Source organism: Rubrivivax gelatinosus (assembly GCF_004340905.1).
GTDB classification, from domain to species: domain Bacteria; phylum Pseudomonadota; class Gammaproteobacteria; order Burkholderiales; family Burkholderiaceae_C; genus Rubrivivax; species Rubrivivax gelatinosus.
On the sequence record NZ_SLXD01000005.1, the window covers coordinates 300,168 to 313,294 of the forward strand.

13 protein-coding genes and 1 pseudogene are annotated in these 13,127 nt (G+C 70.1%); 9 read left to right on the forward strand and 5 right to left on the reverse strand.

Going from position 1 to position 13,127, the window contains the following annotated elements; all coding sequences use genetic code 11:
* Positions 1 to 7: 7 nt before the first annotated feature.
* Positions 8 to 2,311, reverse strand: coding sequence for a heavy metal translocating P-type ATPase (locus EV684_RS10295; protein ID WP_132646832.1), 2,304 nt, complete (start codon positions 2,309 to 2,311; stop codon positions 8 to 10).
* Here EV684_RS10295 and EV684_RS10300 point away from each other — a divergent pair.
* Positions 2,310 to 2,786, forward strand: coding sequence for a DUF192 domain-containing protein (locus tag EV684_RS10300; RefSeq protein WP_165908452.1), 477 nt, complete (start codon positions 2,310 to 2,312; stop codon positions 2,784 to 2,786). The two genes, EV684_RS10295 and EV684_RS10300, sit on opposite strands and share 2 nt — an antisense overlap.
* Before the next feature lie 94 nt (positions 2,787 to 2,880).
* On the opposite strand, the gene EV684_RS24340 is transcribed toward EV684_RS10300, so the two are convergent.
* Entirely contained in the window at positions 2,881 to 3,465 is a 585-nt protein-coding gene (locus EV684_RS24340; protein ID WP_242478619.1) for a superoxide dismutase, read from the reverse strand.
* Between the two features lie 87 nt (positions 3,466 to 3,552).
* A pseudogene (gene xseA / locus EV684_RS24345) lies at positions 3,553 to 4,833 on the reverse strand (exodeoxyribonuclease VII large subunit); the annotation flags it as partial.
* 322 nt (positions 4,834 to 5,155) lie between these two features.
* Here xseA and EV684_RS10310 point away from each other — a divergent pair.
* From EV684_RS10310 to EV684_RS10340, 7 genes are all read left to right on the forward strand, one after another.
* Positions 5,156 to 5,785 (forward strand): MotA/TolQ/ExbB proton channel family protein, encoded by a 630-nt coding sequence (locus EV684_RS10310; RefSeq protein ID WP_132646838.1) that lies wholly within the window; start codon positions 5,156 to 5,158, stop codon positions 5,783 to 5,785.
* A 16-nt stretch (positions 5,786 to 5,801) separates the two neighbouring features.
* Positions 5,802 to 6,224 (forward strand): ExbD/TolR family protein, encoded by a 423-nt coding sequence (locus tag EV684_RS10315; protein ID WP_132646840.1) that lies wholly within the window; start codon positions 5,802 to 5,804, stop codon positions 6,222 to 6,224.
* Positions 6,224 to 7,243 carry a tetraacyldisaccharide 4'-kinase gene (gene lpxK, locus EV684_RS10320; RefSeq protein WP_132646842.1) on the forward strand — a complete coding sequence of 340 codons (1,020 nt, stop codon included), beginning with the start codon at positions 6,224 to 6,226 and terminating at the stop codon, positions 7,241 to 7,243. The genes EV684_RS10315 and lpxK overlap by 1 nt, the downstream gene beginning before the upstream one ends.
* Positions 7,240 to 7,437, forward strand: coding sequence for a Trm112 family protein (locus EV684_RS10325; protein WP_132646844.1), 198 nt, complete (start codon positions 7,240 to 7,242; stop codon positions 7,435 to 7,437). Before lpxK ends, EV684_RS10325 begins: the two co-directional genes overlap by 4 nt.
* On the forward strand, positions 7,434 to 8,177 hold the full coding sequence (kdsB, locus tag EV684_RS10330) for a 3-deoxy-manno-octulosonate cytidylyltransferase (RefSeq protein ID WP_132646846.1): 744 nt from the start codon (positions 7,434 to 7,436) through the stop codon (positions 8,175 to 8,177). The genes EV684_RS10325 and kdsB overlap by 4 nt, the downstream gene beginning before the upstream one ends.
* 118 nt (positions 8,178 to 8,295) lie before the next feature.
* On the forward strand, positions 8,296 to 8,952 hold the full coding sequence (adk, locus tag EV684_RS10335; RefSeq protein ID WP_132646848.1) for an adenylate kinase: 657 nt from the start codon (positions 8,296 to 8,298) through the stop codon (positions 8,950 to 8,952).
* Between the two features lie 55 nt (positions 8,953 to 9,007).
* Positions 9,008 to 9,766, forward strand: coding sequence for a 3-hydroxyacyl-CoA dehydrogenase (locus tag EV684_RS10340; RefSeq protein WP_132646850.1), 759 nt, complete (start codon positions 9,008 to 9,010; stop codon positions 9,764 to 9,766).
* A gap of 27 nt (positions 9,767 to 9,793) precedes the next feature.
* Here EV684_RS10340 and EV684_RS10345 read toward each other — a convergent pair whose 3' ends face one another.
* Positions 9,794 to 10,294 carry a hypothetical protein gene (locus EV684_RS10345; RefSeq protein WP_207184540.1) on the reverse strand — a complete coding sequence of 167 codons (501 nt, stop codon included), beginning with the start codon at positions 10,292 to 10,294 and terminating at the stop codon, positions 9,794 to 9,796.
* Positions 10,295 to 10,398: 104 nt separating this feature from the next.
* Here EV684_RS10345 and EV684_RS10350 point away from each other — a divergent pair, with 104 nt between their 5' ends.
* Positions 10,399 to 11,370, forward strand: a complete 972-nt coding sequence (locus EV684_RS10350; protein WP_165908453.1) for a class I SAM-dependent methyltransferase — start codon at positions 10,399 to 10,401, stop codon at positions 11,368 to 11,370.
* Positions 11,371 to 11,467: 97 nt separating this feature from the next.
* On the opposite strand, the gene EV684_RS10355 is transcribed toward EV684_RS10350, so the two are convergent.
* A complete protein-coding gene (locus tag EV684_RS10355; RefSeq protein WP_165908454.1) occupies positions 11,468 to 12,997 on the reverse strand; it encodes a TonB-dependent receptor domain-containing protein in 1,530 nt (509 codons plus the stop codon).
* Positions 12,998 to 13,127 lie beyond the last annotated feature (130 nt).

A 13,127-nucleotide genomic window follows, 5' to 3' on the forward strand; every position in this document is an offset into this window, starting at 1 on the left:
ACGTCTCTCAGCGCCCCGCACGCAGCGCGTTGAGCACCACGAAGAGCGAACTTCCCGCCATGCCCAAGCCCGCGGCCCATGGCGGCAGCCAGCCGATCAAGGCCAGCGGGATGCAGGCGGCGTTGTAGGCCGCTGCCCAGATCATGTTCTGCCGCACGATGCGCATCGCCCGCGCGGCCGTGCGCCGCGCCGCGACGATGTCCAGCGGCCTGTTCGACACCAGCACCGCGTCGGCCTGCGCACGGGCGACGAGCGCGCCCTGCCCCATCGCCAGGGAGACGTCGGCGCGCGCCAGCACCGGCGCGTCGTTGACGCCGTCGCCAACCATCGTGACGCGTTCGCCGGCGTGCTGCGCGGCGGCCACGGCCGCCAGCTTGTCTTCCGGACGCGCGCCGCCGACGAAGGAATCGAGGCCGAGGCGTCCTGCGAGTCGTGCCGCACGTGCGGGCGCATCACCGGACAGCAGCGTCACGCGCACGCCATCGGCCCGCAACTCACGCAGCGCTTCCTCGGCGCCGGCGCGCAGGAACTCGTCGAATCCGAAGCCAGCGACAGGCCGACCGGCACGCGACAACCACACCTGGACGTCCTCGCGTTCGGCGGCACCGGCAAATACGGCACCGCCCAGCCGCCACTCGACACCGTCCTCGTCGCTGGCACGCAAACCTGCGCCGGCGACTTCGTCGACGGACGACCAGGCGCGGCCCGAGGCAGGAAGCGACGCCGCCAGCGCCTGCGACAGCGGGTGCCGCGACCAGGCCGCGAGCGACGCCGCATGCCCTAGAGCGTCGACACCCTCGTCGAAGACGAGCGTCGTGGCAAGCACGGGCCGGTCCTCGGTGAGAGTGCCCGTCTTGTCGATGAAAAGGTGGCCCGTGCGCGCCAGATCCTCGAGAGCATCCAGGCGCTGAACGAGCACGCCGCGGCGGGCCAGCCCCGCAGCCGCGGCGATCATCGTCGCGGGCGCTGCCAGCGACAGTGCGCAAGGGCATGTCACGATCAGGACCGACACCGCGACCCAGATCGCCCGGGATGGGTCGACGACACTCCAGACCGCCGCGGAGCCGGCGGCCAGCACCAGAACCGCCCAAAGAAATGGAACAGCCCAGCGATCGGCCACGCGCGCCAGCGCCGGACGCTGCGACATCGCGTCGCGCATCATCGAGACGATCGCCTCGTAACGCGTGTCGGCACCGGCACGCTCGACCCGCATCGTCACCGGAGCGCCGAGATTGACGCTGGCCGCCACCACGGCTGCACCACAGGGTTTCTCGACGGCGACCGACTCGCCGGTGAGCAGCGACTCGTCGGCCTGCGTCGAGCCGTCGACCAGCACACCATCGGCCGGGAAGGCCTGCCCCAGGGCGACACGCACGTGGTCGCCCGCCACCAGGCGTTGCACGCTGACCTCGGTGACGCTGCCGTCGGCGCCCAGCCGCTGAGCAGTCTCGGGCAGGCGCGCGAGCGCACCTTCGAGCACGCCCGCAGCACGGTGCCGAGCCCGCAGTTCGAGATAGCGGCCGGCCAGCAGGAAACTGACGAACATCGTCAGCGAGTCGAAGTAGACCTCGTGGCCGAACACGCCAGCGGGATCGAAGGTCGCCCCGGTGCTCGCGACGAAGGTCACGGCCACCCCGATGCACACCGGCACGTCCATGCCGATGCGCCCCGTCCGCAACCCGCGCCAGGCACCCCTGAAAAAAGGACCGGCCGAGAACAGCACGACCGGGATGGACAGGACCCAGCAGCCCCAGTTGAGCAGCTGGCGCATTTCCATCGACAGCTCGCCCGGGCCGGCGACGTAGCTCGGCGTGGCGAACATCATGACCTGCATCGCGCAGAAGCTGGCGACGAACAGGCGCCACAGCGCGGCCCGATGTTCGGCACGGCGCATCTCGCGCGCCGGGGCCGCCGCGTCCGGCACGGCGTCGTAGCCCGCGCGACGGATCGCGTCGATCAGTTCGGACGGCTTCGTCCGGGCAGGATCCCAGCGCACCGTGGCACGCTGCGCGGCGGCGCTGACACGCGCCTCGCGCACACCGTCGACCGCGCCGAGCGCGTTCTCCAGGATGCCGGTGCAGGCCGCGCAGTACATGCCGGAGATCTGCAGCGCCGACTCGCCAAGCCGCACGCCGTCGCCTTCCTGGACCCAGCGGGTGAAGCGCGCGAGCTCCAAGGGGTCGTCGACAGCGGCCAATGAAGGTGCCGCTTGCTGGAGGGGGGCGATGCCGGAGAGACTCATGGAAGCTGAAGAACGGGCGCGATGCGCATCACCGCCTGGATATGTAGTTTCGCTTCCTGCCTCGAACATGACGACCTATATCAAAGTTTATAGCTATACGCGTTTGACCGGAGTACTTGCGCTCCTTGTCTCTTTTGCGCTACCCACAGCCCGCGCTCAGGGGGTGCCACAGCCCAGGTTGCCGACCGTTGCCCTGACAGCGGGCATGTACGTGATCCAGGCCGAGGTCGCACAGACACCCGAACAGCAAGCCACCGGGATGATGTTCAGGCGCGAGATGGGCGAGAACGAAGGCATGCTGTTCTTCAACCGCGAGGCAGGCGTGCGCTGCTTCTGGATGCGCAACACCTTGCTGCCGCTGTCGATCGCCTTCGTCGCCGACGACGGCACGGTCGTCAACACCGCCGAGATGCGGCCCCAAAGCGACGAATCGCACTGTTCTGCCAAGCCCGTGCGCTTCGCTCTTGAGATGCGTCAGGGCTGGTTCGCCAAACGTGGCATTGGAGCCGGCTTCAAGCTCCGCGGTGTGCCTTTTGGCAACTGAGCCGCACTGATTTACTCAAACAAAAAACCGACCGAGCCGGTTGGGCTTGCGGTCGGTTCTCAAGAACGCCCGATCAGGGCGTGATCACGCGCGATCAGGCTGCGTAGTTCGCCTCGGCAAACGACCAGTTCACGAGCTTGTCGAGGAAGGTCTCGACGAACTTCGGGCGCAGGTTGCGGTAGTCGATGTAGTAGGCATGCTCCCAGACGTCGACCGTCAGCAGCGGCGTGTCGCCGGTGGTCAGCGGCGTGCCGGCAGCCCCCATGTTGACGATGTCGAGCGAGCCGTCGGCCTTCTTGACCAGCCAGGTCCAGCCCGACCCGAAGTTGCCGACCGCCGACTTCACGAAGGCTTCCTTGAAGGCCGCGTAGGAACCCCACTTCGTGGCGATCGCCGCAGCCAGCGCACCGGACGGCTCGCCACCACCCTCGGGCTTCATGCAGCTCCAGAAGAAGGTGTGGTTCCAGATCTGAGCGGCATTGTTGTAGATGCCGCCGGACGACTTGCGCACCACCTCCTCGAGCTCGAGACCTTCGAACTCCGTGCCCTTCTGGAGGTTGTTGAGATTCACGACGTACGCGTTGTGGTGCTTGCCATGGTGGTACTCCAGCGTCTCGCGGCTGTAGTGCGGCGCAAGGGCGTCGAGGGCGTACGGCAGGGGAGGCAGCGTGCGTTCCATGGAATCGTTCCTGTGGGTGGATGAAAGTTGAGAAGGATTGTAGGCATCGCCCAGGTTTGATGCAGGCCCCTTCCGCCCGACCCCGAAGACGCGTATGGATGCCGCCCCATCGGCCCATACCGCGCGCAGGTCATCGCCCGGGCGCAGGCCCGCGGCCTGCAGAACCGGCCGGCCCGCAGGCGTCTCGATCCAGGCATAGCCGCGCTGCAGCACGCGCGCGGGATCCAGGGCCGCGAGGCGCTGACCCCCGAGCTCGAGCCCCGAACGCAGGCGTTCCAGCCGAGAAGACATCGCGGCACGCAGGCGCAGCCCCAGGGCCATCGAACGCTGGGCGCGTTGCGATAGCTGCGGCGCGAGCGCCTGCTGAAGGCGCAGCTCCAACGCCGCCAGCCGCTGGCGCTGCTGCGCCGTCCCGGCCGCCGGCCGCCCGAGGCGCAGCGCCGCGGTGTCCAGGCGCTGGGCATGACGGTCGAGCTGGCGCCGCAACGCGCGCCGCAGCGCATTCGCACGCGAGTCCAGCGCCTCCAGCAGGTCGGTGCGCGCCGGCGCCGCCAGCTCGGCCGCGGCGGTGGGCGTCGGCGCCCGCAGGTCGGCCGCCAGGTCGGCCAGCGTGACGTCGGTCTCGTGACCGACGCCGCAGACGACCGGGATCGGCGAGGCGGCGACCGCACGCACGACACGTTCGTCGTTGAAGGCCCACAGGTCTTCCAGCGAACCGCCGCCGCGCACCAGCAGCAGCGTCTGGGCCTCGGCGCGCTCCGCGGCCGTGCGCAGCGCCGCGGCGATCGCTGCCGGCGCCTCGCCGCCTTGCACCGGCGTCGGGTAGACGACGACCTGCACCTGGGGCGCGCGCCGCGCGAGTGCCGTCAGCACGTCGCGAAGTGCCGCCGCGCCCGCAGAGGTGACGACGCCGACCACCTGCGGGTGCGGAGCGATGGGCCGCTTGCGCGCAGCGTCGAACAGCCCCGCGGCCTCCAGCCTGGCCTTCAGCCGCAGGAACTCCTCGTACAAGGTGCCGGCACCCAGGCGCTGCAGCGACTCGACGACCAGTTGCAGCTCACCACGCGCGTCGTACACGCCGAGCCGGCCGCGCAACTCGACCTGCAGGCCGTCGCGCGGCACGAAGTCCATCAGCGCCGCGGCACGGCGGAACATCGCGCACCGCAGGAGCGCCGGCTGTCCGTCGTGATCCTTCAGGGAGAAATAGCAGTGGCCGCTGGCGGCACGCGTGAAACCCGAGATTTCGCCGCGCACGGCGACCGCACCGAAACGTGCGGCGAGCGCATCTCCGGTGGCCAGCAGCAGCGCCGCGACACTCCAGGCCTGGCGCGGCAACGCCACACCGGATGCGGCATCAAGCCCCGCCATCCGACCCTCCGGCACCGTGGAACTCCACAGATCGCGGCCTCCGGCCCAGCGTGCGCGTATACCACGTCAGGCGCCGGGATCGATCTCGCAAGTGCTTGATTTTCAAGAAGAAAAGTTTGCTGAAAATTCGAGCAATCCAGGCCCGGGCCAATCCTGGCGCGGGTTTGGCGCGACTGTCGGCGCCTTCTCCACAAAGTTATCCACAAATGCCGTGGATACGTGAAAGGCGGCCCTGGCCTTGCGTCAGGAGGCCGGCTCACGGCGCCCCTTGGGACATAATCCGCCGGCCGCGGCGGGCCTGCCGCACACCTCGAAGATCCCCTTGCTGTCGATCATACAAGCGGCCGGTTGGCCGATCTGGCCCCTGATCCTGTGCTCGGTCGTGGCGCTGGCGCTGATCCTGGAGCGGCTTTATCACCTGCGTGCGCCGCTGATCGCGCCGCCGACGCTGCTCGACGAAGTCATCGGCGTGTCGCGCAACAGCCTGCCCGCACCCGACGTCGTCACCAAGCTGGCTGAAAACTCGCTGCTCGGCGGCGTGCTGGCCGCCGGCCTGCAGGCGGTGGCGGCCGATGCCCGCATCACCGAGCCGGCGCTGCGCCAGGCGATGGAGAACGCCGGCCGCACCGCGGTGCACACGACCGAGCGCTATCTGAACACGCTGGGCACGATCGCCGCCGCCGCGCCGCTGCTGGGCCTGTTCGGCACCGTCGTCGGCATGATCGAGATCTTCGGGTCTCAGGCGCCCACCGGCGCGTCCAACCCGCAGATGCTGGCCCACGGCATCTCGGTGGCGCTCTACAACACCGCCTTCGGCTTGATCATCGCGATCCCCTCGCTGATGTTCTACCGCTACTTCCGCGGCCGCGTCGACGCCTTCCAGCTGACGATGGAGCTCGCCGCCGAGCGCCTGGTGCCGCACCTGATGCGCTTCGTCGTGCGCGCGGCCTGAGCGACGGCAGATCCCGATGCGCTTCAGCCGCCGCCGCCCCGAGGAACCGGAGATCAACCTGATCCCGTTCATCGACGTGCTGCTCGTCGTGCTCATCTTCCTGATGCTGTCGACGACCTACTCGCGTTTCACCGAGCTGCAGATCAACCTGCCGGCCGCCGACGCCGAGAAGCTGCGCGAGCGCCCGGCCGAGATCGTCGTCGCCGTCGCCGCCGACGGCCGCTACGCCATCGACCGCAAGCCGGTCGATGGCCGTGACGTCGACCAGCTCGTCGCCGCCCTGACCGACGCTGCCAAAGGTCGCCAGGACGTGGTCGTGATCATCTCCGCCGACGCCACGGCCGCACACCAGTCGGTGATCAACGTGCTCGACGCGGCGCGCCGCGCCGGGCTCGCGCGCCTGACCTTCGCTTCGCAGACGCCGAACGGCGCGCGCTGATGTCGCTCGCCGCGCGGCTCGAGGCGCTGCTGCTGCGCCACTGGTGGCAGCCGCGGCGCACGGCGCTGGCCGCGACGCTGGCGCCCCTCGAGTCGCTCTACGCCGGCCTGTCGCGCCGCGCCGCGGACGTCGAACCGCGGCGTGCGCCGGTTCCGGTGGTCGTCGTCGGCAACCTGATCGTCGGTGGCGCCGGCAAGACGCCGACCGTCATCGCGCTCGTCCGGGCGCTGCAGGCCGCCGGCTACACGCCGGGCGTGATCTCGCGCGGCTTCGGCCGCGACGGCGACGGCGTGTGCCCGGTCGAGCCCGACGCGTCGCCGGCCGAGGTCGGCGACGAGCCGCTGCTGATCCGCCGCCGCACCGCGGTGCCGGTCTGGGTCGGCCGCGACCGCCTTGCCGCCGCCCGCGCCCTGTGCGCCGCCCACCCGGAGGTCGACGTGCTCGTCTCCGACGACGGCCTGCAGCACCGCCGCCTGGCGCGCGACGCCGAGATCGTCGTCTTCGACGATCGCGGCGTCGGCAACGGCCGGCTGCTGCCGGCGGGCCCGCTGCGCGAGCCGCTGCCGGCGCAGCTCGCGCCCGGCCGCTTCGTGCTCTACAACGCGCCGGCACCGACGACGGCGCTGCCCGGCGCCTGCGCGCTGCGCACGCTGGGCCCGGCCGTGGCGCTGGAGGACTGGGCCGCCGGCCGCCCGACCGACGGCGTCGCGCTCGAGACGCTGCACGGCCGGCCGTTCCTGGCACTCGCGGGCATCGCTTCGCCCGAGCGCTTCTTCACGATGCTGGAGGCCGCCGGGCTGGAAGTCGACCGCCTGCCGCTGCCCGACCACCACGACTTCGCCACCCTGCCCTGGCCCGCCGGCACGCCGCAGGTGCTGGTCACGGAGAAGGACGCCGTCAAGCTTGCCGGCCGTGCGCTGGGCGGGACGCGCGTCTGGGTCGTCGGGCTAGACTTCACGCTTCCCGATTCACTCGTTCAGGACGTGCTGCGCCTTCTGGCGCCGCCGCGAACCCGATGACGCTCGACCACCGTCTGATCGAACTGCTCGTCTGCCCCGTCTGCAAGGGCCCGCTGGAACTGTCGCGCGACGATCTGCAGCGGCCGACCGATCTCGTCTGCAACGCCGACCGCCTCGCCTTTCCGATCCGCGACGGCATCCCGGTGATGCTGGAGACCGAGGCCCGCAGCCTGGACCTGCCGCCGGCACCGTGAGCTTCACGGTCCTGATTCCGGCACGGCTGCATTCGACGCGCCTGCCGCACAAGCCGCTGGCCGACATCGGCGGGCTGCCGATGGTCGTGCGCGTGGCCCGGCGCGTGACGCAATCCGGCGCCTCGCGCGTCGTCGTCGCCTGCGACGACGCGAGCATCGCCGCCGCCTGCGCGGCGCACGGCGTCGAGGCGGTGCTGACGCGCGCCGACCACCCGAGCGGCAGCGACCGCCTGGCCGAGGCCTGCACGCTGCTCGGCCTCGGCGACACGGAGCGCGTCGTCAATGTCCAGGGCGACGAGCCCCTGATCGACCCGGCCCTGGTGCGCCGCTGCGCCCTGCTGCTCGACGAGCGCCCGGACTGCGTGATGAGCACCGCGGCGCACCGCATCGACGCGGCCGAGGACTTCGCCAACCGCAACGTCGTCAAGGTCGTGCTCGATGCCGCGGGCCGTGCGCTCTATTTCAGCCGCGCGCCGATTCCCTGCTGGCGCGACGGCACGCCGGGCGTCTTGCCCGAGCCCGCGCCGCTGCGCCACGTCGGCCTGTACGGCTACCGTGCGGGCTTCCTGCGCCGCTTCCCGACGCTGGAACCGGCGCCGCTGGAACGCCTGGAGTCGCTCGAACAGCTGCGCGTGCTGTGGCACGGAGAACGCATCGCGGTGCACGTCGCCGGACAGGCGCCGGGCGTCGGCGTCGACACGCCCGAAGACCTGGAACGCGTGCGCGCACTCTTCGCCTGAGCGTCTGCCGGGGTCGCGCTGGCGTCAGGCTGGCGCGGGAGTGCGCGTGTTACGCTCCCTTCAATCGCGCCCGGCAGCGCCGGCCGCAGCAAGCATCACCACAAAGCTCGAGGAAGCGATGAGACTGATCCTGTTGGGGGCGCCTGGCGCCGGCAAGGGCACGCAGGCGGCCCAGATCTGCCGCAAGTACGGCATCCCGCAGATTTCCACCGGCGACATGCTGCGCGCCGCCGTCAAGGCCGGCACCGAGCTCGGCGTGGCGGCCAAGAAGGTGATGGACGCCGGCGGCCTGGTCAGCGACGACCTCATCATCGGCCTGGTCAAGGAACGCCTCGCCCAGAGCGACTGCGCCGGCGGCTTCCTGTTCGACGGTTTCCCGCGCACGATCCCGCAGGCCGACGCGATGAAGGCCGCGGGCGTCAGGCTCGACGTCGTGCTCGAGATCGACGTGCCCGACGAGGCCATCATCGAACGCATGAGCGGCCGCCGCACGCACGCGGCATCGGGCCGCAGCTATCACGTGAAGTTCAATCCGCCGAAGGTCGAGGGCATCGACGACGAGACCGGCGAGCCGCTGATCCAGCGCGAGGACGACAAGGAAGAGACGGTGCGCAAGCGCCTGGACGTCTACCAGAAGCAGACGCGCCCGCTCGTGGACTACTACTCCGCCTGGGCCGCCACCGGCGACGCGCAGGCGCCCCGCTACCGCCGCATCAGCGGCACCGGCACGGTCGAGGAGATCACCGGGCGCGCGTTCGCGGCGCTCGAGAGCTGATCGCCCCGGCCCTTTCTTTCCCCCGCACGCCCGTCAGAGGCGAAGGAGACAACGGATGGAAATCCAGGGCAAGGTGTTCATCGTCACCGGCGGCGCGTCGGGCCTCGGAGAAGGCACGGCACGCCGGCTGGCGGCCCACGGCGCCAAGGTCGTCGTCGCCGACCTGCAGGTCGAACGCGGCGAAGCCGTCGCACGCGAGATCGGCGGCGTCTTCGTGCGCTGCGACGTCAGCCAGGAGGCCGACGCACAGGCGGTGATCGACGCCGCGGTCGGGGCCGGCAAGCTGGCCGGGCTGGTCAACTGCGCCGGCATCGCGCCGGCGGTGAAGACCGTCGGCAAGGACGGCGCGCACCCGCTGGCGACGTTCACGAAGACGATCCAGGTGAACCTGATCGGCTCGTTCAACATGATCCGCCTGGCCGCCGCGGCGATGGCGAAGAACGAACCCGAGGCGACCGGCGAACGCGGCGTGCTGATCAGCACCGCCAGCGTCGCCGCCTACGACGGCCAGATCGGCCAGGCGGCCTACGCCGCGAGCAAGGGCGGCATCGTCGGCATGACGCTGCCGATCGCACGCGACCTGGCGCGCAACGGCATCCGCAACATGACGATCGCGCCGGGCATCTTCGGCACGCCGATGCTCTTCGGCATGCCCGCCGAGGTGCAGCAGGCGCTGGCCGCCGGCGTGCCCTTCCCGAGCCGCCTCGGCACGCCCGAGGACTACGCCAAGCTCGTGCAGCACATCGTCGAGAACGACATGCTCAACGGCGAGGTGATCCGGCTGGACGGGGCGATACGGCTGGCGCCGAAGTGACGTGGCGGCCCGAGGGGCCGCCGTCTCTCACTGGATGCGCCGCACCTTGAGCACCTGGGCCACGCCCTCGATCTCCATCAGGTAGTTGCCGACGACACCGCGGCGGATGCGGACCTTCGGGTCCTGCAGCGCATACGCGGCCCGGCTGCCGTCGGTGACTTCCCAGAGCTGCCCGTTGGCCAGACGCCAGCGGGTCTTGGGCTCCCAGCCGTCGAAACGGCCGGGAATGGAGCTTTCCACGGCTTCGGCCACCGTGGGCCTGTCCCGCCTGGGCAGCCCGAAGTCGGCCGGCGCCGCGCCGGTGGCGGGCCGGGCGGCCGGCGTCGCGGCCGCCGCCGGCGCCGGACCTGCTTGCGCTGCGGCAGCCGGCGCGAGCGGGATGGCGTCATAGCATGCCAGCCGCGCGGCGCCGTCGGTCAACGCACGGCAACGCGACAATGCATCGTCCTGCGCCAGCGCCGAGAAGGCGGCGGGAGCGAGCAAGGTGGTGAGCACAATGGATCTGATCATCGTTGGGGGCAGTTGCATCCAGGGGACCGCTGACGTCGGTCGGCGAGTCCGCATGCTATCGCGGCAGCGGTGGCGGCGGACGGGCTCCCGCTGCGCTGGATGACATGCAGGAACGCACGCATATGAACACCGCGCAAGAGCGCCGCCGTGCCTGGGATGGCTACTGGGCCAGCGGCGCGCTGCACTCCTGCGCCGGCAGCTTCGACGGCAACTACGGCGGCGCGATCGCCAGCTTCTGGCGCGAGACCTTCATGCATCTGCAACCCGGCGAGCGTGTCCTCGACCTGGCCTGCGGCAACGGGCCGCTCGGGCGCCTGCTGCTGGAGTGCCGCGACGACGCCTCGATCGGCTGCGACGCGGTGGATCTCGCCACCCCATCGCCGCGATGGCTCTCCGAGATGCCGGCGGCCCAGGCGGCGCGTTTGCGCTTTCACGGTGGTGTCGCCGCCGAGAGCCTGCCCTTCGACGACGGCCGCTTCGCTCTCGTGACCAGCCAGTACGGCCTCGAGTACACCGACCTCGCGCGCAGCGTGGCCGAACTGCAGCGCGTGCTGCGCAGACCGGGGCGGATCGCCCTGCTCGTGCACCACGCAGGCTCGCGCCCGGTCGCCCTGGCACACGACGAGATCACGCACCTCGACTGGCTCGGCGCCGAAGACGGTTTGCTGGATTCGGTCGCGCGCATCGTCCCGCTCGTCGACCGCGCCCAGACACCCCAGGGACGTGCCGCGCTCGCGCAGGACGCGAGTGCCGAACGGCAGCGCCAGCACTTCAACAGCCTCCAGCAGGCGCTGAGCCGGCGCGCCGAGGCTTCCATCTGTCCCGACGTCCTGTACGAAGTGCGCGATGCCGCGGCCCGGCTGTTCGCGCTGGCCGGTGGCTCGGGCAGCAGCGCGGCGCTCGAGGGGCTGGGCCGGCTGCGGCGTCACCTGATGGACAGCCGGATCCGGCTCGAGGACCTGTGCCGCTGCGCACTCGACGCCGACGGCGTGGCCGCGCTCTCGCAACGCCTCGCGCCGGCGGCCCGGACGGCCGAGCTGCACGAGTCGGGGCACCTGATGGGCTGGACGCTGGTCGCCACGCTGCCGGGCTGAGCAGGCCCTGCTGCGGCCGCCGGCAACGTCGGCACCGGTGGCCGGAACGAAAAAAGGGGGCCTCACGGCCCCCTTTCGGCTGTTCCGGTTGCCCGGATCAGAACGACTGCTTGTAGCGCGCGTACCAGGTACGGCCGTACGAGTCGTACAGGTAGAAGTTGAAGTTGCGGCCGTCGTAGTCGACGAGCGTCGGCTCCTTGTCGAACGCGTTCGCCGCACCGACGATGAAGGTGCCGCCCTTGATCGGCGTATCCCAGTCGAGTTGCAGGTCGTGCGTCGTGTAGCCACCGACGTGGTCGTCAGCGTTGTCCTCGTTCTTGCCGATGAAGTTCACGTTCCAGGTCACCGTGACCGGGCCCTTCGTCCAGGCATGGGCCAGGGTGGCACGGTGCTTCGGCAGGCCCAGGGTGCCAGCGAACTGGTCACCGTCGTCCTTGCGGCTCAGCAGACGCGAATAGCGGTAGTCCATGCGCATCTTGCCGGCGCTGCCCATGCCGACGTTCCACATCAGGTCGAGGTCGACACCGCGGGTCTTGATCGTGCCTTCGTTGGCCCAGCCGGTGAAGATCGACTCGATCGAACCGTCGGGGTTGCGCACGATGCCCAGACCCGCCGGGATCGGACGCGGATCGTCGCCGTTGTCGCGGTCGATGATGTCCTGCGCATCGACCTGGCCGATGGCGTCCTCGATCTCGATGCTCCAGTAGTCAGCCTTGAAGCTGACGTTCTGGGTCGCGTCCCAGACCAGGCCCATGCTCCACTGCTTGGACTTCTCGGAGTCGAGTTCGGCGTTGGCCTGGTCGTAGGTGTTGACCTGGACCAGATTCTCCGAGCAGTACTGGGCCGAGCCACCGAAGGCCAGGCAGGTCTGCAGATCGTCGACGGACTCGGCCGAGAAGGTGGTCTTCTGGTTCAGGACCGACAGCGACGGGGCACGGAAGCCACGCGCGATCGAGCCGCGCAGCGACAGGCTCGGCAGCACCTTCCACTTGGCGGCGATCTTCGGCGAGAAGTCGCTGCCGTAGTCGGAGTAGCGCTCGTAGCGGGCCGCGACCGAGGTCTCGAAGGTCTTGGTGACGGGCATCACCAGTTCACCGTAGAGCGCCTTGACGTTGCGCTCGCCGGCCGACGAGTTGCCCGCCGCGCCTTCGATCACGCCGGCTTCCTGCAGCGAGTCGTACTGGTCGGAGAAGACCTCCTTGCGGTACTCGAAGCCGACCAGGGCCGCAGCGGTGCCGCCGCCGAGCTTGAACAGGTCAAACTGGGCCGTACCGAAGGCCTGCTTGGTGTTCGTGACGGCGTCGCGGTTGATCGTCGCCTTGATCGAGTTCAGGACTTCTTCGTCGGCGCTGTACGGGTCGGTGAGGAGGTACTTGCCGGAGTTGATGTACTGCTCGGCCAGCGGACGCACGATGTAGTTGCGGCCCAGCTCGTAGTACTGCGACTCGGTTTCACGCAGGCCGAACTCGACGTCCACCTTGTCCATCACGCGGCCACGCAGGCCGGCGCTCAGGTCGTAGGTGTTGTTGTCGGTGTTCGTGTCACGGTTGCCGGCCGCGGCGAAGCGGTGGCGAACCTGCACGATGCTCGCACCGTTGGTCGGGTTGTTGATGCTGTCGGCGGCCACCGTCACCTGGGCCGGGGTCGGCGCGTAACGGCCGACCTGATTAGAAATGTTCGTCAGCCTGCCTGATCACCTTGCCAGTTCTCGGCGCGGCGCGAGCGACGTCGACTATGAGACGAGCGACGAGGCCCTT

Coding starts and splice junctions, on each gene's coding strand:
- EV684_RS10350 (WP_165908453.1), top strand. CDS start 10,399: ATGAACACCGCGCAAGAGCGCCGCCGTGCCTGGGATGGCTACTGGGCC.
- lpxK (WP_132646842.1), top strand. CDS start 6,224: ATGTCGCTCGCCGCGCGGCTCGAGGCGCTGCTGCTGCGCCACTGGTGG.
- EV684_RS10295 (WP_132646832.1), bottom strand. CDS start 2,311: ATGTTCGAGGCAGGAAGCGAAACTACATATCCAGGCGGTGATGCGCAT.
- EV684_RS24340 (WP_242478619.1), bottom strand. CDS start 3,465: ATGGAACGCACGCTGCCTCCCCTGCCGTACGCCCTCGACGCCCTTGCG.
- EV684_RS10325 (WP_132646844.1), top strand. CDS start 7,240: ATGACGCTCGACCACCGTCTGATCGAACTGCTCGTCTGCCCCGTCTGC.
- EV684_RS10315 (WP_132646840.1), top strand. CDS start 5,802: ATGCGCTTCAGCCGCCGCCGCCCCGAGGAACCGGAGATCAACCTGATC.
- EV684_RS10300 (WP_165908452.1), top strand. CDS start 2,310: ATGACGACCTATATCAAAGTTTATAGCTATACGCGTTTGACCGGAGTA.
- EV684_RS10340 (WP_132646850.1), top strand. CDS start 9,008: ATGGAAATCCAGGGCAAGGTGTTCATCGTCACCGGCGGCGCGTCGGGC.
- adk (WP_132646848.1), top strand. CDS start 8,296: ATGAGACTGATCCTGTTGGGGGCGCCTGGCGCCGGCAAGGGCACGCAG.
- EV684_RS10345 (WP_207184540.1), bottom strand. CDS start 10,294: ATGCAACTGCCCCCAACGATGATCAGATCCATTGTGCTCACCACCTTG.